Source organism: Streptomyces sp. TRM70350, assembly GCF_019219825.1.
Lineage (GTDB): Bacteria > Actinomycetota > Actinomycetes > Streptomycetales > Streptomycetaceae > Streptomyces.
Genome location: NZ_JAHUXH010000013.1, coordinates 16846 through 35282, shown reverse-complemented (window position 1 = coordinate 35282; position 18437 = coordinate 16846). Strand labels below are relative to the sequence as shown.

Annotated in this window: 18 protein-coding genes; 8 read left to right on the top strand and 10 right to left on the bottom strand. The window is 72.1% G+C overall.

Annotated elements, in window-relative coordinates; translation table 11 throughout:
• Positions 1–57: 57 nt before the first annotated feature.
• Both KWI83_RS20775 and KWI83_RS20770 read left to right on the top strand, forming a co-directional pair.
• Positions 58–1902 carry an HSP90 family protein gene (locus tag KWI83_RS20775; RefSeq protein WP_218515870.1) on the top strand — a complete coding sequence of 615 codons (1845 nt, stop codon included), beginning with the start codon at positions 58–60 and terminating at the stop codon, positions 1900–1902.
• Entirely contained in the window at positions 1899–4865 is a 2967-nt protein-coding gene (locus KWI83_RS20770) for a tetratricopeptide repeat protein (RefSeq protein ID WP_218515869.1), read from the top strand. The genes KWI83_RS20775 and KWI83_RS20770 overlap by 4 nt, the downstream gene beginning before the upstream one ends.
• A gap of 49 nt (positions 4866–4914) precedes the next feature.
• Here the strand turns inward: KWI83_RS20770 and KWI83_RS20765 are convergent, their stop codons facing one another.
• A complete protein-coding gene (locus KWI83_RS20765) occupies positions 4915–6615 on the bottom strand; it encodes a DAK2 domain-containing protein (protein ID WP_218515868.1) in 1701 nt (566 codons plus the stop codon).
• Between the two features lie 268 nt (positions 6616–6883).
• On the opposite strand from KWI83_RS20765, the gene rpmB reads away from it, so the two are divergent.
• The gene (rpmB, locus tag KWI83_RS20760; RefSeq protein WP_003993230.1) at positions 6884–7069 is read left to right on the top strand and encodes a 50S ribosomal protein L28; all 186 of its coding nucleotides are present in this window, start codon (positions 6884–6886) and stop codon (positions 7067–7069) included.
• Between the two features lie 80 nt (positions 7070–7149).
• Here the strand turns inward: rpmB and thiD are convergent, their stop codons facing one another.
• Both thiD and KWI83_RS20750 read right to left on the bottom strand, forming a co-directional pair.
• Positions 7150–7941, bottom strand: a complete 792-nt coding sequence (gene thiD / locus KWI83_RS20755) for a bifunctional hydroxymethylpyrimidine kinase/phosphomethylpyrimidine kinase (RefSeq protein ID WP_218515867.1) — start codon at positions 7939–7941, stop codon at positions 7150–7152.
• Positions 7938–8906, bottom strand: coding sequence for a thiamine-phosphate kinase (locus tag KWI83_RS20750; protein ID WP_218515866.1), 969 nt, complete (start codon positions 8904–8906; stop codon positions 7938–7940). The genes thiD and KWI83_RS20750 overlap by 4 nt, the downstream gene beginning before the upstream one ends.
• 225 nt (positions 8907–9131) lie before the next feature.
• On the opposite strand from KWI83_RS20750, the gene KWI83_RS20745 reads away from it, so the two are divergent.
• Entirely contained in the window at positions 9132–9365 is a 234-nt protein-coding gene (locus KWI83_RS20745; RefSeq protein WP_003997603.1) for an Lrp/AsnC family transcriptional regulator, read from the top strand.
• A gap of 20 nt (positions 9366–9385) precedes the next feature.
• Entirely contained in the window at positions 9386–9886 is a 501-nt protein-coding gene (locus tag KWI83_RS20740) for a DUF3515 domain-containing protein (RefSeq protein ID WP_218515865.1), read from the top strand.
• Between the two features lie 18 nt (positions 9887–9904).
• Here KWI83_RS20740 and KWI83_RS20735 read toward each other — a convergent pair whose 3' ends face one another.
• From KWI83_RS20735 to KWI83_RS20725, 3 genes are read right to left on the bottom strand one after another with little or no spacing between them, the layout of a single operon-like run.
• Positions 9905–11062 (bottom strand): D-alanine--D-alanine ligase family protein, encoded by a 1158-nt coding sequence (locus KWI83_RS20735; protein WP_218515864.1) that lies wholly within the window; start codon positions 11060–11062, stop codon positions 9905–9907.
• A 59-nt stretch (positions 11063–11121) separates the two neighbouring features.
• Positions 11122–12132, bottom strand: coding sequence for an NAD(P)H-dependent glycerol-3-phosphate dehydrogenase (locus KWI83_RS20730; protein WP_218515863.1), 1011 nt, complete (start codon positions 12130–12132; stop codon positions 11122–11124).
• Complete coding sequence (locus tag KWI83_RS20725) at positions 12129–13112, bottom strand: lysophospholipid acyltransferase family protein (protein WP_308122122.1); 984 nt, start codon at positions 13110–13112, stop codon at positions 12129–12131. The genes KWI83_RS20730 and KWI83_RS20725 overlap by 4 nt, the downstream gene beginning before the upstream one ends.
• 144 nt (positions 13113–13256) lie before the next feature.
• On the opposite strand from KWI83_RS20725, the gene cofC reads away from it, so the two are divergent.
• Together cofC and KWI83_RS20715 are read left to right on the top strand one after the other, a co-directional pair.
• On the top strand, positions 13257–13895 hold the full coding sequence (cofC, locus tag KWI83_RS20720; RefSeq protein ID WP_218515862.1) for a 2-phospho-L-lactate guanylyltransferase: 639 nt from the start codon (positions 13257–13259) through the stop codon (positions 13893–13895).
• 9 nt (positions 13896–13904) lie between these two features.
• Positions 13905–14108, top strand: coding sequence for a hypothetical protein (locus KWI83_RS20715; protein ID WP_218515861.1), 204 nt, complete (start codon positions 13905–13907; stop codon positions 14106–14108).
• 98 nt (positions 14109–14206) lie between these two features.
• Here the strand turns inward: KWI83_RS20715 and KWI83_RS20710 are convergent, their stop codons facing one another.
• The 4 genes from KWI83_RS20710 to leuC form a co-directional block, all read right to left on the bottom strand.
• Positions 14207–14845 (bottom strand): HU family DNA-binding protein, encoded by a 639-nt coding sequence (locus tag KWI83_RS20710; protein WP_218515860.1) that lies wholly within the window; start codon positions 14843–14845, stop codon positions 14207–14209.
• Positions 14846–14983: 138 nt separating this feature from the next.
• Positions 14984–15214: a hypothetical protein gene (locus KWI83_RS20705; protein ID WP_141311571.1), complete on the bottom strand. Its 231-nt coding sequence runs from the start codon at positions 15212–15214 to the stop codon at positions 14984–14986.
• 267 nt (positions 15215–15481) lie between these two features.
• Positions 15482–16075: a 3-isopropylmalate dehydratase small subunit gene (gene leuD / locus KWI83_RS20700; protein WP_218515859.1), complete on the bottom strand. Its 594-nt coding sequence runs from the start codon at positions 16073–16075 to the stop codon at positions 15482–15484.
• Between the two features lie 5 nt (positions 16076–16080).
• On the bottom strand, positions 16081–17511 hold the full coding sequence (gene leuC / locus KWI83_RS20695) for a 3-isopropylmalate dehydratase large subunit (RefSeq protein WP_218515858.1): 1431 nt from the start codon (positions 17509–17511) through the stop codon (positions 16081–16083).
• A 201-nt stretch (positions 17512–17712) separates the two neighbouring features.
• Here leuC and ndgR point away from each other — a divergent pair, with 201 nt between their 5' ends.
• Positions 17713–18429: an IclR family transcriptional regulator NdgR gene (gene ndgR / locus KWI83_RS20690; RefSeq protein ID WP_026278050.1), complete on the top strand. Its 717-nt coding sequence runs from the start codon at positions 17713–17715 to the stop codon at positions 18427–18429.
• Positions 18430–18437: the final 8 nt, after the last annotated feature.

Below are 18437 nucleotides of genomic sequence, written 5' to 3'. Positions count from 1 at the left end.
CCTCACCGGGACCGCCCGACCCCGCGCCGACGCGCTCCCCCCACCGGCGCTGTGACGATGGACTCCCAGACCTCAGCGGCATCACAGGCATCCTCTTCACCTCATACGTTCCAGGTCGACCTGCGTGGCTTGGTGGACCTGCTCTCCCATCACCTCTACTCCAGCCCCAGGGTCTACCTGCGCGAGCTGCTGCAGAACGCGGTCGACGCCATCACCGCCCGCCGGGCCGAGCAGCCCGACGCCCCGGCGCGGGTGCGGCTGTACGCCGAGGAGGGCGGCCTGCGGGTGGAGGACTCCGGCATCGGGCTCACCGAGTCCGACGTGCACAACCTGCTGGCGACCATCGGGCGCAGCTCCAAGCGGGCCGACGGCATCCGGGAGGCGCGCTCCGGCTTCCTCGGGCAGTTCGGCATCGGGCTGCTGGCCTGTTTCGTGGTGGCCGAGCGGATCCGGGTCGTCAGCCGCAGCGCCCGTACGCCGGACGCCCGGCCCGTGGAGTGGACGGCGACGGACGACGGCTCGTACACCGTACGGACCCTGCCGGACGCGGCCCGGCCCGTGCCGGGGACCACCGTGTATCTGGAGGCGCGGGCGGATGCCGGTGAGTGGCTCACCGAGGAGCGGGTGCTCGCGCTGGCGCGGGACTTCGGCTCGCTGCTGCCGTACGACGTGCGGGTGGGCGACGAGGAGGTCACCGACCTGCCGGCGCCCTGGGACCGGCCCTACCCCTCCCCCGCCACCCGGCGGGTGGCGCTGGCCCGGCACTGCCATGAGCTGTTCGGCTTCACCCCGCTGGACTCGATCGAGCTGAACGTGCCGCTCGCGGGGATCCGCGGGGTGGCGTACGTCCTGCCGTCGGCGGTCAGCCCGGCCCGGCGCGCGCGGCACCGCGTCCACCTCAAGGGCATGCTGCTGACCGAGCGGGCCGAACAGCTGCTGCCCGACTGGGCGTTCTTCGTGCGCTGTGTGCTCGACACCGACAGTCTGCGGCCCACGGCGTCGCGCGAGTCGCTGTACGAGGACGAGACCCTGGCCGCCGTACGGGAGGCGCTCGGCGAAAGGATTCGGTCCTGGCTCACCGGGCTCGCGGCCGGTGACCCGGAGCGGCTGGCGGCCTTCCTGTCGGTGCACCACCTGGGGGTGAAGTCGCTGGCGCGGCACGACAAGGAGATGCTGCGCACGATGCTGCCGTGGCTGCCGTTCGAGACGACGGACGGGCAGCTGTCCCTGGAGGAGTTCGCGCTGCGCCACCCGGTGGTGCACTTCACGCGCACGGTCGAGGAGTACCGGCAGGTCGCCCCGATCGCGTCCGCGCAGGGCGTCGGGGTCGTCAACGGCGGCTACACGTACGACAGCGAGCTGGTCGAGGCGCTGCCGTCGGTACGGCCGGGCACGGTCGTCGCCGAGCTCGACGCGGACACCGTGACCGCCCATCTGGACGCCGTCGACCCGGCCGAGGAGCTGGCCGTGGCGGGCTTTCTGGGCGCCGCGCGGGCCACGCTGGACCCGCTGGGCTGCGATGTGGTGCTGCGGGCCTTCCACCCGCTGTCCGTGCCCGCGCTGCACCTGGACGACCGGGCGGCCCGGCACGAGCAGGCCCGGGCGGCGGCCGAAGAGGAGGCCGACGACCTGTGGGCGGGCATCCTGGGCTCGCTGCGCGGCAGCGCGCCCCGCGCGCGTCTGGTGCTCAACCACCTCAACCCGCTGATCCGCAGGATCAGTTCACTGAACGATCCGGAGCTCGTCGGCACCGCCACGGAGTCGCTGTACGGCCAGGCGCTGCTGATGGCGCAGCGTCCGCTGCGGCCCGCCGACTCCGCCCTGCTCAACCGGGCGTTCATCGGCCTGCTCGAATGGGCCACCCACAGCGACTCCGACTCCCCGGGGGACGGTCACCGATGAGTGAGATCACGGACTTCGACGCGCTGCGCCGGGCGATGGCGGAGAACTCCGAGCAGCCGGAGGGACCCGCACGCAACGCGCGCGCGGAGCAGCTGCTCGCCGAGGCCGAGAAGCTGAACATCCCGCTCGCCGTGATCGAGGCGCTCGGACACCAGCTGAAGGTCTACAACTACAGCTCCGAGAAGGACAAGATGTTCGTCCCGTTCGCGCGTCTGCTGCGCATGTGGGACGAACACCCCGAGGACTTCGACGAGTACGAGACGCACTCGCTGCACTGGGTCTTCAAGTGGATGTCGTCCGGGATGCTCGACCAGCCGCACATCCCGCTGGCCTCCATCGAGAAGTGGCTGGGCGAGATGGAGCACCGCTACCGCCTCGCCGGCCACTCCGAACGCGCCGTACGCAGCGCCGAGTTCAGCGTGGCGGCGCACATCGGGGACGTGGAGCGAGCGGAGCGGGCGTACGCGGCGTGGCTGGCGGCGGACCGGGACAGCATGGCCGACTGTCACGCGTGCGAACTGGACGGGCAGGGCTGGTGGCAGGCGGAGCGCGGCCGGGACACGGAGGCCCTTCAGCTGTGGGCGCCGGTGCTGAGCGGCGAGTTCACCTGCGCGCACGAGCCGCACACCGTCCTGGCGTCCTCTCTGGTGCCCCTGCTGCGGCTGGGCCGCCTGGACGAGGCGCGCGCCCACCATCTGCGGGGCTTCCGGCTGGTGCGGGCCATGGAGAGCATGCGTGGCGCCTACGCGGACCACGTCGAGTTCTGCGCGCTGACCGGCAACGAGGCGCGCGGCCTGGAGCTGCTGGCGGAGCGTCCCGCGTACTTCACGGACACCGGACACCCGCGGAGCCGGATGGACTTCTTGAGCGTGGTGACCCTGCTCATGGACCGGCTGACCGAACGGGGCCTCGGCGACCAGCAGGTGCCGGGCCCGGCGGGCCGGACATGGACCGCGCGCGAACTCGCCGCCCACGCGCGTGGGGAGGCTCTCGCCCTGGCGGCGCGGTTCGACCGGCGCAACGGCACAGCGCACGTCAGCGAGCGGGTACGCACACGTATGGGGCAGCGTCCGCTGGTGGAGCGGCTCCCCCTGGGGGTGCGCTCGGAGCGGCTGGCGCACCCCGCGCGCCCCGTCGCCCCGGCCCCCGTGACGCCCCCGTCCACCGCGACCGGAAAGGAGCCGGACCTGGCCGCGCTGCTGGCCGAGGCGCGGCGGCTGTCGGACACCCTGCAGCCGAACGCCGTCGAGGCCTGGGCGGCCGTCGGGCGCGCCGCGGAGGGGGCCGGTCTGGACGCCCGTGACCGGGCGGAGATCGCCGACCACGAGGCGATGGGCCTGGGCCCCGAGGGCGCCGAGCTGTTCGAACGCGCGGCCGAGCTGTATGCCGAGGCGGGCGACCCGGGCGAGGCCTTGGCGGCACGCGCGCGTGCGGCGTACGTCCGCGCGCTCGCCGGTCAGGTCGAGGAGGCCGTCGAGGCGGTCGCCGGGCCCTACGACGAGGTCCTCGCCCTCTACGCCGAGGACGGCACCGGCGTACGGCAGACCGCGTCCGTGCTGATGGGGCGGGCGCGGATCCTGATGCGGCGGGTGCACGAGACCGACGACTCCACCGCGGGCGGCACCCCGCAGGAGACCGTCCTGGCGGAGGCCGAGGGCGCCGCTCGGGAGGTGCTGGCGCTCGTGGAGGGGCACACCGGCGACGACGTCCGGCTCGCCGCACGGGCGGCCGAGGCGCGGGCGATGCTCGCCGAGCTGGCCGTGCACCACGGGGACGTCGAGCAGGCCGCCGAGCTGTTCGCGCGGGCCGCGGCGGCGTACGTCGACGCGGGGCTGCCGTGGTTCGCGGTGGAGTACGAGGCCCGGCTGGCCGGCCTCGCCCAGCACCTCGGGGACACCGCGGAGGCCGAGCGGGCCCTGAAGGCGGCCCTGGAGCACGGCGGACCGCACCTGCAGGCCACCGGCCGGGCCCAGCTGCACCTTCAGCTGGCCGAGGTGCTCGGCGGCCGGGGACAGTCCGCGGAGGCCGCCGAGCACGCCCTGGACGCGGCGCACTGGGCCGACGAGGCGGGCGAGGGCCCGACCTTCGGCGCCTGGGCGCGGCACCTGCTCGGCGGGTTCCTGCTGCGGCAGGGACGGTGGGCCGAGGCCGCGGAGGTGCTGGAGTCGGCGCTGCTCGACCTGAGCGCCGAGACGCACGGTGACGGCGCGATCGTCCAGACCCAGTGGTGGCTCGGCGACTGCCTCAGCGAGCTCGGGGAGCACCGGGCGTCCGCCGAACGCCGGTTGCGGGCCGCCGAGATCGCCCGGCACTGGCCCGAGCAGCACGACCACGCCACCTTGGCCCACCTCGCCGCCGAGTCCCTGGGCCAGGCCGGGCTGCCCACCGAGGCGGACCGGGCCTACGCGCGCGCGGGCGAGCTGTGGCGCTCCCTGGGCAACGTCCACGGCCTCGTCCGCTCCCTGCGCGCCCGCGCGTGGCTCGCGCTGCGCACGGACGACGGCGCGGAGACCGCGCGGGAGTTGATGGCGACCGCCGTCCACGAGTGCGTCAGCGCCCTGGGCACCGCGGCCGACGACGAGTCGCGGCAGCGGCTCACCGCCGAACTCGGCCACACCCACCGCCAGTTCGGCGACCTGCTCGCCCGTACGTCCGCCGAGGACGCCGAGGACGGCTCGATCCGGGCCACGTTCGAGGAGGCCCTGACCGAAGTGGAGGAGGCCGTCTCGGTGTTCGCCTCACTCGGTGCCGACGCCCGGCACGCCCGCACCGGCGCCGAACTCGCCGCGGGCTGGCTGGCGGCCGACCTGGGCCGCTGCGCCGAGGCGGCGGCACGCGCGCGTGCGGTACTGGAGGCGTACGCCGACGCCACCGAGGACGACGAGGCGGCTCAGGAGCGGCGGGCGGAGGCGGAGCAGATGCTGCGGGTGGTGCGGGAGGCGAGGGAACAGGAGGATCGTTGAACGACGGCGCGCTCCACCCGAGGATCGTTGAACAACAACCCTGTTCCGCTCACTCCACCCCGATCAGCAGCAACGCCCCCTGCCGCCCACCCCGGTACACCACCGTGTCGACGGCGAGATAGGCCTCCCGCACCCGCGCCTCGAGGTGCTCGGCGACGGACTCCGGGGCCTCGTCGCCGAGCACCAGGGTCACCAGCTCCCCACCGGCCGCGAGCATCCGGTCCAGCACGGTCTCGGCGGTGGCCGTGACGTCCGCCCCGATCACCGCCACGTCCCCGTCGATGAGCCCGAGGACGTCCCCTGCCTGGCAGATCCCGGCCATGGTCCAGGCCTGGCGCTCGGCGACGGCGACCTCGCCGTAGCGGGTCGCGCCCGCCGCCGAGGTCATGGACACCACGTCCTCGTCGAAGCGGCGCTCCGGCTCGTGCACCGCGAGCGCAGCGATGCCCTGGACCGCGGAGCGGGTGGGGATCAGGGACACGCGGACGCCCTCCGCACGGACCTGCTCCACCGCCGCCGCGGCGGTGTGGCGCAGCTCGGGGTCGTTGGGCAGCAGCACGACCTCGCGCGCGTGGGCCCGCCGCAGCGCCTCGACGAGTTCCCCGCTCGCGGGTGGCTCCCCGGGACGCGCGAGCACGGTCGTGGCGCCCGCCTCGGCGTACAGCCCGGCCAGCCCCTCGCCGGGCACGACGGCCACCACGGCCCGCTGGACGCGTTCCCGGGGGCGCCCCTCTCCTCGTACCGTGTGCACGTCGCCGGCACCGAAGTGCGTGATTCTGATCCGGTACGGCCGCCCGGCCTCGACGCCCGCCTCCACGGCGGCGCCCGCGTCGTCCACGTGCACATGGACGTTCCACAGCCCGTCACCGCCGACCACCACGAGTGAGTCCCCGAGGGCGTCCAGCCGCTCCCGCAGCCGTGCCACGGCGTCGTCGTCGGCCTCCAGGAGGTAGATCACCTCGTACGCCGGACCGCCCTCCTCGGGGGCGCCGTCCACGCACTCGGCCGCGCCCGCGACGCCCTGGCTGCCGTCGGACAACCGCACGCGCGCGTGCCGGGCGTCGGCCGTCACCGCCACCGCACCCGGCACCTCCCCCGTGAACGTCTCCACCAGCGCCGCCAGCACCGCCACCAGCCCCCGCCCGCCGGCGTCCACCACCCCGGCACGCTCCAGGACGGCCAGCTGCCCAGGCGTCGCGGCGAGAGCCGTCCGCGCCCCTTCGTAGGCGGCCCGCGCGACCGTCCCGCAGTCGCCCTCCGCTCCCCCGGCCGCGTCGGCGGCGGCCGAGGCGACCGACAGGACCGTGCCCTCCACGGGGTGCGCCACGGCCTGGCGGGCGGCGTCGGCCGCCCGGCACAGCGCGAGCCGCAGGCCCTGCCCGTCGGTGTGAGCGCCGTCACCGTCGTCGGCGAGCACCTGCGCCATGCCGCGCAGCAGCTGCGCGAGGATCGTCCCGGAGTTGCCCCGCGCCCCGATCAGCGCCCCGTGGGCCATCGCCCGCGCGGCCTCGGCCAGCGAGGGACGCCCGGGGTCGGACGCCTCGACCTCGTGGGCGGCGAAGACCGCCTCGACCGCGGTCACCGCCGACTCGACGGTCAGATACAGGTTCGTGCCGGTGTCCCCGTCCGCGACCGGGTACACGTTGATCGCGTCGATCTCCTCGCGCGCGCGTCCGAGCGCCTCCAGCGCGAGACCGCACCAGGTGCGCACCGCGAGAGCATCGAAGAATGTCTGCGGCACCTGCGCCACCTGCGCCTCCTAGGACTGCTGGACGTCGGACGCAGCGTAGCCCCGGGGCCGGTACCCGCCGGAAGAGGGCGGGAGCGGGCCCCTGAGCAGCCATGCTAATTTCGTTGTACGGGCGCAGCCGTTGTATGCTGCTCCGGTTGCCCGATCCTGATCGGGCCATTCCCCTGGCAACGCCACTCAGATCTCGGATCGCTCGCAAGAGCCCGGGATCCTGATCCCGGCATGCCGGGATCAACCGTAAGTGCATCTGAAGTCTTTGGAGTGACCCGTGGCTGCCAACTGCGACGTCTGCGGCAAGGGGCCGGGCTTCGGCAACAACATCTCGCACTCGCACCGCCGTACGTCCCGCCGCTGGAACCCGAACATCCAGCGTGTGCGTACCGTGGTCGGCGGGACGCCGAAGCGCGTGAACGCTTGCACCTCGTGCATCAAGGCCGGCAAGGTCTCGCGCTGACGCACAGCGCGGCCACTGCTGGTTCGCTGCGAAAAGCCGGTCCACCTCGGGTGGACCGGCTTTTTGCTGCACCCGGGACGTCAGCTGCGGAACCGCCACCCGTGATCCACCGGCCCGATCCCCCCGCCGAGCGCGAACCCCGCCTTGATCGCCCCGGTGACATACTCCTTCGCCGCCGCCACCGCCTCCGGCACAGCCAGTCCCTTCGCGAGCCCTGAAGCGATCGCGGAGGCGAGCGTGCAGCCCGTGCCATGGGTGTGCCGGTTGTCATGCCGAGGCGCCCGCAGCCAGTGCTCCTGGGAACCGTCGGTGAGCAGGTCCACGGCATCCCCGGGCAGGTGCCCGCCCTTGATCAGCACCCATCGCGGCCCATACGCCAGTACCGCCGCCGCGGCCCCCCGCAACTGCTCCTCGGACTCGACATGCACGCCCGTCAGTTGCGCCACCTCGTCCAGATTCGGCGTCGCCACGGTCGCGACCGGCAGCAGCCTCGTCCGCACCGAATCGAGCGCGGAGGCCGCGAGCAGCGCATCCCCGTGCTTGGAGACCCCCACCGGGTCGACCACGGCGGGCGCGTCCGTGCCCCCGATCAACTCGGCCACCACCTCGACGAGTTCGGCCGACGCGAGCATCCCCGTCTTGATCGCCTGGACGCCGATGTCGTCGACGACACTGCGGTACTGGGCCCGCACCGCCTCCACCGGAAGCTCCCAGGCGCCCTGCACGCCGAGGGAGTTCTGCGCGGTCACCGCAGTGATCACGCTCATGCCGTGCACACCGAGCGCGAGCATCGTCTTCAGGTCGGCCTGGACGCCGGCGCCCCCACCGGAGTCGGAGCCCGCGACCGTCAGCACCCGGGGCGGCGCGCTCATGACTCGATCTCCCCGCCGAAGTGGTCCCAGCCGCCCTTGGTGACCCAGGGGGCCCCGTCGACGGTCACCTGGGGCAGCGCCGACGGGTTGAGCACCTCACCGATCACCTTCCAGCGGGCGGGCAGCTTCACGTCCGGCGGGAAGGTCGCCACGATCGCGTGGTCCTCTCCCCCGGTCAGCACCCACTGGAGGGGGTCGACGCCCACCGTCTGCCCGATGTCGTGCATCTGCGAGGGGATGTCGATGGCGCCGGAACGGACATCGATACGGACCTTGCTGGCCTCCGCGATGTGCCCGAGGTCGGCGATCAGCCCGTCGCTCACGTCGCACATCGCCGTCGCGCCCAGCGCGGCCGCCGCAGGACCCGCGTGGTACGGCGGCTCCGGGCGCCGGTGGGCCTCGACGAAGGCGCGCGGCGAGCGGAACCCGCGGGAGAGCACCGCGTACCCGGCCGCCGACCAGCCCAGCCAGCCGGTCACCGCGACGAGGTCACCGGGCTGCGCGCCGGCCCGCGTCACGGGCTCCTGGTTGCGCAGATCGCCGAGTGCGGTGATGGACACCGTGATGGTGTCCCCTCGTACGACATCGCCGCCGACCACGGACGCGCCCGCCACCTGGCACTCGTCGCGCAGCCCGTCCATCAGCTCGGTCGGCCAGGTGACCGGGAGTTCGGCCGGTACGACCAGGCCGAGCAGCAGGGCGGTCGGTACGGCGCCCATGGCGGCGATGTCCGCGAGGTTCTGCGCGGCCGCCTTGCGCCCGACGTCGTACGCCGTGGACCAGTCCCGGCGGAAGTGCCGCCCCTCCAGCAGGATGTCGGTGCTGGCCACGACCCGGCGGTCGGGCGCGGCGACCACCGCGGCGTCGTCGCCGGGGCCGACCCGCACCGCCGGGGTGGTGGTGAGACGGGAGGTGAGCTCCCTGATGAGCCCGAACTCCCCGAGCTCACCAACAGTGCCCTTCATTGCCCTTACGCCCCTTCTGTCCCTGTGCGTGCCCGGTCGCGGGTCATCAGTGTCCTCGATACGGTCGAAGTGACCGGCAACCGGTCCCCCCTCCGTCAACATCCGTCGTGCCTGCACCCCGGCACGCGTGCCCCGGCTACCGCAGGTCTCCCCGCGGCGAGCGGCGACGCGATACCGTGGCGTTCCTTTTCCCCACATGATCCTCGTGGCCGCCCTGGAGGTTCCGTGGTACAGGCGTACATCCTGATCCAGACTGAGGTCGGCAAGGCGTCGACCGTCGCCGAGACGATCAGCAAGATCCCTGGGGTGATCCAGGCCGAGGACGTGACAGGACCGTACGACGTCATCGTGCGCGCCCAGGCCGACACCGTCGACGACCTGGGACGCATGGTGGTCGCGAAGGTCCAGCAAGTGGACGGCATCACCCGCACTCTGACCTGCCCGGTCGTCCATCTGTAGTCCCCGTCTACCCTTGGCCGGTGAAGTTTCTCCGTCACCGGCTCATCGGTCTGCCCGCGTTCGCCCTGCTGATCGCTGTCGCGGGCTGCTCCTCAGCAGACGACAGCGCGAGCGTCGCGGTTCCCAGTCCGTCTCCGGCGGTCACGAAGCTGTGCCGGAACCTGGACAAGGCGCTGCCCCGCACGGTGGACGGCCTGAGCCGGAACGACCCCGAGCCCGAGTCCGTGCTCACGGCGGGTTGGGGAAGCCCGGTGATCATACTGCGGTGCGGGGTGGAGCGGCCGCCGAAGATGATCGACCCGAAGGTGGCCGAGGGCCGCGATCCCGACGCCGTGGCCGGGGGCGTGAACGGCGTCGACTGGCTGCAGGAGGAGCGGGACGGCGGCGGGTACCGGTTCACCAGCGCGAACCGTAAGGCCTATGTCGAGGTGAGCGTGCCGGAGGGGCGCGACAGCGCGGCGGTGCTCGTCGATGTGGCGTCGGCTGTGAAGTCGGCGATTCCTGCGGGGATCGCCGACTGATCGCCGTGGGGCCCCAGGTCAGCGCAGTCCGGTCGGGCGGTGAAGTGCCGCCTGGATCAGGCGGTCCACCAGCTCCGCGTATGTCACTCCGCTCGCCTGCCACATCTGCGGATACATCGAGATCGGCGTGAAACCGGGCATCGTGTTGATCTCGTTGATCACGAACTCGCCCGCCTCGGTGAGGAAGAAGTCCGCGCGGACCAGGCCCTCGCAGGACGCCGCCTCGAAGGCCGCCACGGCGAGTCGCTGCACCTCGGCGGTCTGCTCCGGCGTCAGCGGGGCCGGGACGACGCCGGGCGTCGAGTCGATGTACTTCGCCTCGAAGTCGTAGTACGCGTGCGTGTCCGGCGGTGGGATCTCCGCGGGGACGGAGGCCCGGGGGCCGTCCTCGAACTCCAGGACGCCGCACTCGATCTCGCGGCCGCGCACCGCTGCCTCGACGATGATCTTCGGGTCGTGGCGCTGGGCCTCGGCGATCGCCTCGCCGAGGCCGGACAGGTCGTCGACCTTGGTGATGCCGATCGACGAACCCGCGCGCGCGGGCTTCACGAACAGCGGCCAGCCGTGCTCACCGGCGAAGTCGACGATCTTCTTGCGGGCGGCCGACTCGTCCCGCTGCCACTCGCGCGGCCGGATCACCAGGTACGGGCCCACCCGCAGTCCGAACGAGGCGAACACCCGCTTCATGTACTCCTTGTCCTGGCCGACGGCCGAGGAGAGCACGCCGGACCCCACGTAGGGGACGCCGGAGAGCTCCAGGAGGCCCTGGAGGGTGCCGTCCTCGCCGTACGGGCCGTGCAGCACCGGGAAGACCACGTCGACCTCGCCCAGGGCCTTGGGCACGGAACCCGGCTCGCTGTAGACGACTTCGCGGTTGGCGGGGTCGACGGGGAGCACGACGCCGCCCTCGCCCGAGTCGGTGAGGTCCTCGACATTGGGCGTACGGCGGTCGGTGATCGCCATCCGCTCCGGCTCGTCGGCGGTGAGCGCCCACCGGCCGTCCTGGGTGATGCCGATCGGCAGGACCTCGTACTTGGTCCGGTCGATGGCCCGCAGTACGGCGCCGGCGGTGACCACGGAGATCCCGTGTTCGGAGCTGCGCCCGCCGAACACGACGGCCACACGCGGCTTGCGGGACGGCTGCTCGGGGCTCTGGGGGAGGTTCTCGGTGCTCATATCGCGATGAGAGTACCCGTTGGTAGGGGCCGGAGACAGCGTCCGTACGGCCGCGTCGCTCAGCGTCGTTCCGGCTTCGCGCTGCGCGACATCAGCTCCTTGAGGGCGACCACCGGAGGCTTGCCCTCGTGCACGATGCCGACCACCGTCTCCGTGATCGGCATGTCGACGCCGTGCCGTCGGGCCAGATCCAGCACCGACTCACAGGACTTGACGCCCTCGGCGGTCTGCTTGGTGACCGCGATGGTCTCCTGCAGGGTCATGCCCTTGCCGAGGTTGGTGCCGAAGGTGTGGTTGCGGGAGAGCGGCGAGGAGCAGGTGGCCACCAGGTCGCCCAGGCCCGCGAGTCCGGAGAAGGTCAGCGGGTCGGCGCCCATCGCCAGGCCCAGCCGGGTCGTTTCGGCGAGGCCGCGGGTGATGAGCGAGCCCTTGGCGTTGTCGCCGAGGCCCATGCCGTCCGCGATGCCGACGGCGAGCCCGATGACGTTCTTGACCGCGCCGCCGAGTTCGCAGCCGACCACGTCGGTGTTGGTGTACGGGCGGAAGTACGGGGTGTGGCAGGCGGCCTGGAGCCGTTGGGCGACCGCCTCGTCGGTGCAGGCGACCACGGCGGCGGCGGGCATGCGGGCGGCGATCTCGCGCGCGAGGTTGGGTCCGGTGACGACGGCGACCCGCTCCGCGGGGACCTTGGCGACGTCCGTGACGACCTCGCTCATCCGCATGGCGGAGCCGAGTTCGACGCCCTTCATCAGCGAGACCAGGACGGTGTCGGGGGCCAGCAGCGGCGCCCAGTCCGCGAGGTTGCCGCGCAGGGTCTGCGAGGGGATGGACAGGACCGTGAAGTCGGCCCCGGCGGCCGCCTCGGCGGCGTCGGTGGTGGCGCGCAGGTTCTCGGGGAGCTCGAAGCCCGGGAGGTAGTCGGGGTTGGTCCGGCCGGAGTTGATGGCCCCGGCGACCTCCGCGCGACGCGCCCACAGGGTGACCTCGCACCCCGCGTCGGCGAGCACCATGCCGAAGGCCGTGCCCCACGAACCGGCGCCGAAGACCGCCGCCTTGACCGGCTTGCTCACTTGCCCAGCCCCTCTTCCACACCGGCCTGCCCGGCCGCTTCCCGACCGGGTTCCCCGGCGAACTCCCGCCCGTACTGTCCAGCCGCGTCCGGACCGGTGTCCCGGCCCGACTGCCCGACCAGTTCCCGACCGGGTGCCCCACCGGGTTCCCGGCCAGGCCGACCAGCCTCGTCCGGACCGGCTTCCCGGCCCGGCAGCCCGGCGACTTCGCGGCCCAGCCCGGCGACCGCCGTCCTGCCCTGCTTCTGCGCCTCGGTCCGGCGCCGCTGCTCGATGCGTTCGCGCTTCGGGTCGTACGGCGTCTCGGGTGCCCGCTCGCCGCGGATCTCCTCCAGCTGGCGGGTGATCGCGGCCATGATGACCTCGGTGGCCTCCTTGAGGACCTCCGCGGTCATGTCCTTGCCGTAGAAGCACGAGAGGTCCACCGGCGGACCGGCCAGCACGTGATGGGTCTTGCGCGGCAGGAGGTTGGGCTTCCTGGCGTACGGCGGCAGCAGTTCGTTGGCGCCCCACTGGGCGACCGGGATGACCGGGCACTTGGTCTTCAACGCGACGCGCGCGGCACCGGTCTTGCCGGTCATGGGCCAGCCGTTCGGATCCCGGGTGATGGTGCCCTCGGGGTAGAAGGCGACGCACTCGCCGCGCTCCACGGCGTCGATCGCGGCCCGGAAGGCGCTCAGCGCGTCCGTGCTCTCCCGGTAGACGGGGATCTGCCCGGTGCCGCGCATCGCGGCGCCGATGAATCCCTTCTTGAAAAGCCCGCTCTTCGCCAGGAATCGCGGAACCCGTCCGGTGTTGTACTGAAAGTGCGCGTACGCGAAGGGGTCGACGTGCGAATTGTGGTTCACCACGGTGATAAAGCCGCCCTCGGCCGGAATGTGCTCCATTCCGCGCCAGTCCCGCTTGAGCAGAACCACCAGCGGCGGTTTACAGATCACCGCGGCGAAGCGGTACCAGAAGCCGATCCTGCGGCGGGGCACACGGACACCTTCCTTCTAGGGCCTGGGGGGCCGCACAAGTGTCGCCCCAGGCCGCCGGTCTGTCGAGAACACCGTACGCCCCGCCTCCACGCGCGCCGGGAGGCCCGGGTGACAATGGCCGCGACAAGAGAGGGACGAACGCTCGTGCAGTGGACCTTGGTGATACCTGTGAAGCCTCTGGCGCGGGCCAAGAGCAGGCTCTCGGACGCCGCCGCCGACGGGCTGCGCCCGGGCCTCGCCCTCGCCTTCGCCCAGGACACGCTGGCCGCGGCGCTGGCCAGCCCGGCGGTGCGGGATGTGGCAGTCGTCACGGACGACGCCCTGGCGGGCCGGGAGCTGGCCGCGCTGGGCGCCCGGATCGTCGCCGACGAGCCGGGCGGCGGGCTGAACGCGGCTCTGGCGCACGGAGCGGCGGCCGTACGGGCACGGCGTCCCGAAAGCCCGGTCGCGGCCCTGAACGCCGATCTTCCGGCACTGCGCCCGGCGGAATTGGCCCGGGTCCTGGACGCGGCCGCGGAATTCCCGCGTGCTTTTCTCCCGGACGCCGCCGCAATCGGTACGACGCTGCTGGCGGCCGGTCCGGGCCGGGAATTACTCCCGGCATTCGGCAGGGATTCGCGCGCCCGGCATCGCGTCGGCGGAGCGGTGGAACTCGCTCTCGCGGGCGTGGATTCCGTACGTCAGGACGTGGACACCGCCGACGACCTGCGGGCGGCGCTGGCGCTCGGGGTGGGGCCGCGCACGGCGGCGGCGGCCGCGCGGCTGCTGATTCCCGGGCAGTAGGCTGCCGTCATGCACGCGACCGCATACACGTACGACGCCGAGACGCGCAGCGGGCAGGTCCTGCTCGACGACGGCACTGCCGTGCCTTTCGACGCCGCCGCGTTCGACGCGGGCGGGCTGCGGCTGCTGCGGCCCGGGCAGCGGGTCCGGATCGAGGTGGAGGGGCCGAAGGAGAGCCCGAGGATCACGCTCGTGACGTTGCAGACGCTCTGACCTGGCCGTTGAACAAGACCTCCGACCTTGCCCTGAACACGCCGCGGGCCGGGCTCCGACGCGGAGTCCGGCCCGGCGCGTGAGTACCTGCGCCTCGCCTACTGGCGGGCGGTGGTCTTCTTGGCGTTGGTCTTGCGAGCCGTCGCCTTCTTGGCGGGGGCCTTCTTGGCCGGGGCCTTCTTCGCCGGGGCCTTCTTGGCCGTCGCCTTCTTCGCGGTGGTCTTCTTCGCGGCGGTGGTCTTGGCGGTCGCCGTGGTCTTCTTGGCGGGCGCCTTCTTCGCCGTGGTCTTCTTGGCGGCGGCGGCCTTCTTGGTCGGCGCCGCCTTCTTCGCCGTCGTCTTCTTCGCGGCCGCCTTGGTGGTCTTCTTGGCCGCGGCCTTCTTGACCGTGGCCGCGGCACCGCCGGTCAGGCTGCCCTTGGGCGCCTTCTTGACGGCCACCTCACCGCCGCGCGGGAGCTTCTTCGAGCCGCTCACCAGGTCCTTGAAGCCCTGGCCCGCGCGGAACCGCGGCACCGAGGTCTTCTTGACCCGAACCCGCTCGCCCGTCTGCGGGTTGCGGGCGTAGCGAGCCGGGCGGTCGACCTTCTCGAAAGAGCCGAAGCCGGTGACCGAGACCCGCTCACCTGCGACGACAGCGCGGACGATGGCGTCCAGTACATGGTCGACAGCATCGGCGGCCTGCTGACGGCCGCCCATCTTGTCGGCAATCGCTTCTACGAGCTGCGCCTTGTTCACGTCTTCCCCTTCGGAGACATCGCCAGAACGAAAGTGTTCAAGCTTTTTCGCACGTTAGGCAGATATATACCGCAAATCAAACACGAAACGGGCTAATCACCCTTGTGCCGCAACCGACTCGGCTGCCCCTGATGTGATTCAGCCTTCCTCTTCGGGGAATCGCCCCGCATCGAGGTCGGCGGTGAACCGCTCCAGACGCTTTGTCGCATCGGCGAGGTCGTGCTTGGCCGCGGCCGTGATGACCAGCAGCTTCCGGGTCAGCGCCATCCGTACGCCCTCCGGGACTTGCAGTGCGCGCACCCTTGCGTGCGCTTCCTTGAGTTGGTCCGCGACTGCCGCATAGAGCTCGAGTTGGCCGTCGTGTTCCATGCACAGATTGTGCCATCTGGGGCGAGTTGTCGCCCGCCCGGGGGGCAACTGGCGCCTCAGACGGCCCTTCGGCGCGCCGCCGAAGCCACGTTGTCAAGACTCGCGTACCCCAACAACAACCGTCATAACGTGGGAAGTTGGAGGAACACCCGGTGCCGGGTGCGGCCATCCGGGTGTGAAAAAAGGCTGCACCCCCGATCGGGCCGATCGGGGGTGCAGCCGGGGTGTTGGGGTGGCCGAAAGTCGACCGCCACGAGGGCCGAAGGTTCAGACCTTCAGGGTGCGCGGCTTGTAGACGGAGCGCACCGCCTCGTACGCGGCGATGTCCTCCTCGTTCTGCAGCGTGATGGAGATGTCGTCCAGCCCGTTCAGCAGCCGCCAGCGGGAGTTCTCGTCCAGCTCGAACGAGGCGGTGATGCCCTCGGCGCGCACCTCTCGCGTCACAAGGTCCACAGTGACCTCAGCAGTGGGGTCCTGTTCGGTCAGCTCCCACAGCGCGTCCACGACCTTCTGCTCCAGTACGACCGTGAGCAGGCCGTTCTTCAGCGAGTTGCCGCGGAAGATGTCGGCGAAGCGGGAGGAGATCACGGTCTTGAAGCCGTAGTTCTGCAGCGCCCAGACGGCGTGCTCACGGGAGGAGCCGGTGCCGAAGTCGGGGCCGGCGACCAGCACGGTCGCGCCCCGCCGCTCGGGCCGGTTGAGCACGAACTCCGGATCTTTGCGCCAGGCCTCGAACAGCCCATCCTCGAACCCGTCCCGGGTCACCTTCTTGAGCCAGTGGGCGGGGATGATCTGGTCGGTGTCGACGTTGCTGCGGCGCAGCGGGACGGCCCGGCCGGTGTGCGTGGTGAAAGCTTCCATGATCCTCAGACTCCAGCGGGCGTACGGGTCTCGGCGTCGGACAGGTCGGCCGGGGAGGCCAGGTGCCCCAGGACCGCGGTCGCGGCGGCGACCTGCGGCGACACCAGGTGCGTACGGCCGCCCTTGCCCTGCCTGCCCTCGAAGTTGCGGTTGGAGGTGGACGCGGAGCGCTCACCCGGGGCCAGCTGGTCGGGGTTCATGCCCAGACACATCGAGCAGCCCGCGTGCCGCCACTCGGCGCCGGCCTCCTTGAAGACCACGTCCAGGCCCTCGGAGACGGCCTGCAGACCCACGCGCGCGGAGCCGGGAACGACCAGCATCCGTACGCCGTCGGCGACTTTGCGGCCCCGCAGCAGGTCCGCGGCGGCGCGCAGGTCCTCGATGCGGCCGTTGGTGCAGGAGCCTACGAAGACGGTGTCCACCTTGATGGACCGCAGCGGCTGCCCGGCCTCCAACCCCATGTACTCCAGGGCCTTTTCGGCGGCGAGGCGCTCCGAAGCGTCTTCGTACGAAGCGGGGTCGGGGACGGTCGCCGAAAGCGGCGCGCCCTGACCGGGGTTGGTGCCCCAGGTGACGAACGGCGACAGCTCGGCGGCGTCGATGACGACCTCGGCGTCGAACTCGGCGTCGTCGTCGGTCTTCAAGGTCTTCCAGTACTCGACCGCGGCGTCCCAGTCGGCGCCCTCGGGGGCGTGCGGGCGGCCCTTGAGGTAGGCGAAGGTGGTCTCGTCGGGAGCGATCATGCCCGCGCGGGCGCCGGCCTCGATCGACATGTTGCAGATGGTCATCCGCGCTTCCATCGAGAGCTTCTCGATGGCCTCGCCGCGGTACTCCAGGATGTAGCCCTGGCCGCCGCCCGTACCGATCTTCGCGATGATCGCCAGGATCAGGTCCTTGGCGGTGACGCCCTCGGGCAGCTCGCCGTTGACGGTGATCGCCATGGTCTTCGGGCGGGCCATCGGCAGCGTCTGGGTGGCCAGGACGTGCTCGACCTGCGAGGTGCCGATGCCGAACGCCAGCGCGCCGAAGGCGCCGTGCGTGGAGGTGTGCGAGTCGCCGCAGACCACGGTGGTGCCGGGCTGGGTGAGTCCCAGCTGCGGGCCCACGACGTGGACGACGCCCTGCTCGACGTCGCCCAGCGGGTGCAGGCGCACGCCGAACTCGGCGCAGTTCTTGCGCAGGGTCTCCAGCTGGGCACGGGAGACCGGGTCCGCGATGGGCTTGTCGATGTCGAGGGTGGGGGTGTTGTGGTCCTCGGTCGCGATGGTCAGGTCGAGGCGGCGCACCTTCCGGCCGCTCTTGCGGAGGCCGTCGAAGGCCTGCGGGCTGGTCACCTCGTGCAGCAGGTGCAGATCGATGTAGAGAAGGTCGGGCTCGCCCTCGGCGCGCCGGACGACATGGTCGTCCCAGACCTTCTCCGCGAGTGTCCTACCCATCGCTTTCCCTCCGGCCGGCGACAAAAGGTGCGCCGACCCAACTAGAGATCTTGAGGAGCGGCGGGTGCGCGCCCTGGTCCCGGGCGTCCGCCGCCAGGCCCTTTCGTCCACCGGGCCGCTGTGACTTCGTGACATCCAGAGTGGCGCGTTCCACCGAAAATTGAACTTGCGTTTCACAGAGTGAGACGCAAGTATCGTTGCATGGACAACAGTAGCGGCGTCGGCGTTCTGGACAAGGCGGCCCTCGTCCTGAGCGCTCTGGAGTCCGGTCCGGCCACCCTCGCGGGTCTGGTCGCGGCCACCGGACTGGCACGACCCACGGCTCACCGCCTGGCCGTGGCTTTGGAACACCACCGTATGGTGGCGCGCGACATGCAGGGCCGTTTCATTCTCGGCCCGCGTCTGGCCGAGCTGGCCGCGGCAGCCGGTGAGGACCGTCTCCTCGCCACCGCCGGGCCGGTGCTCACCCACCTCCGTGACGTCACGGGCGAGAGCGCGCAGCTCTACCGCCGCCAGGGCGACATGCGCATCTGCGTCGCCGCGGCGGAGCGCCTGTCCGGACTGCGGGACACGGTCCCGGTCGGCTCGACGCTCACGATGAAGGCGGGCTCCTCCGCCCAGATCCTCATGGCCTGGGAGGAGCCGGAGCGCCTGCACCGTGGTCTGCAGGGCGCCCGCTTCACGGCGACGGCCCTGTCCGGCGTACGGCGCCGGGGCTGGGCCCAGTCCATCGGCGAGCGCGAGCCGGGTGTCGCGTCCGTCTCCGCGCCCGTGCGCGGCCCGTCGAACCGGGTGGTGGCCGCCGTCTCGGTCTCCGGCCCCATCGAGCGCCTGACCCGCCACCCCGGCCGGATGCACGCCCAGGCGGTCATCGACGCCGCGGCCCGCCTCTCCGAGGCCCTGCGCCGCTCCGGCTGACCAGCGGC

Excerpts from the sequence above, each read along its gene's own strand:
- leuD (WP_218515859.1), bottom strand. The coding sequence starts at position 16,075 with ATGGAAGCTTTCACCACGCACACCGGCCGGGCCGTCCCGCTGCGCCGC.
- KWI83_RS20705 (WP_141311571.1), bottom strand. The coding sequence starts at position 15,214 with ATGGAACACGACGGCCAACTCGAGCTCTATGCGGCAGTCGCGGACCAA.
- leuC (WP_218515858.1), bottom strand. The coding sequence starts at position 17,511 with ATGGGTAGGACACTCGCGGAGAAGGTCTGGGACGACCATGTCGTCCGG.
- KWI83_RS20770 (WP_218515869.1), top strand. The coding sequence starts at position 1,899 with ATGAGTGAGATCACGGACTTCGACGCGCTGCGCCGGGCGATGGCGGAG.
- thiD (WP_218515867.1), bottom strand. The coding sequence starts at position 7,941 with ATGAGCGCGCCGCCCCGGGTGCTGACGGTCGCGGGCTCCGACTCCGGT.
- KWI83_RS20775 (WP_218515870.1), top strand. The coding sequence starts at position 58 with ATGGACTCCCAGACCTCAGCGGCATCACAGGCATCCTCTTCACCTCAT.
- ndgR (WP_026278050.1), top strand. The coding sequence starts at position 17,713 with ATGGACAACAGTAGCGGCGTCGGCGTTCTGGACAAGGCGGCCCTCGTC.
- KWI83_RS20715 (WP_218515861.1), top strand. The coding sequence starts at position 13,905 with ATGCACGCGACCGCATACACGTACGACGCCGAGACGCGCAGCGGGCAG.
- KWI83_RS20750 (WP_218515866.1), bottom strand. The coding sequence starts at position 8,906 with ATGAAGGGCACTGTTGGTGAGCTCGGGGAGTTCGGGCTCATCAGGGAG.
- KWI83_RS20735 (WP_218515864.1), bottom strand. The coding sequence starts at position 11,062 with ATGAGCACCGAGAACCTCCCCCAGAGCCCCGAGCAGCCGTCCCGCAAG.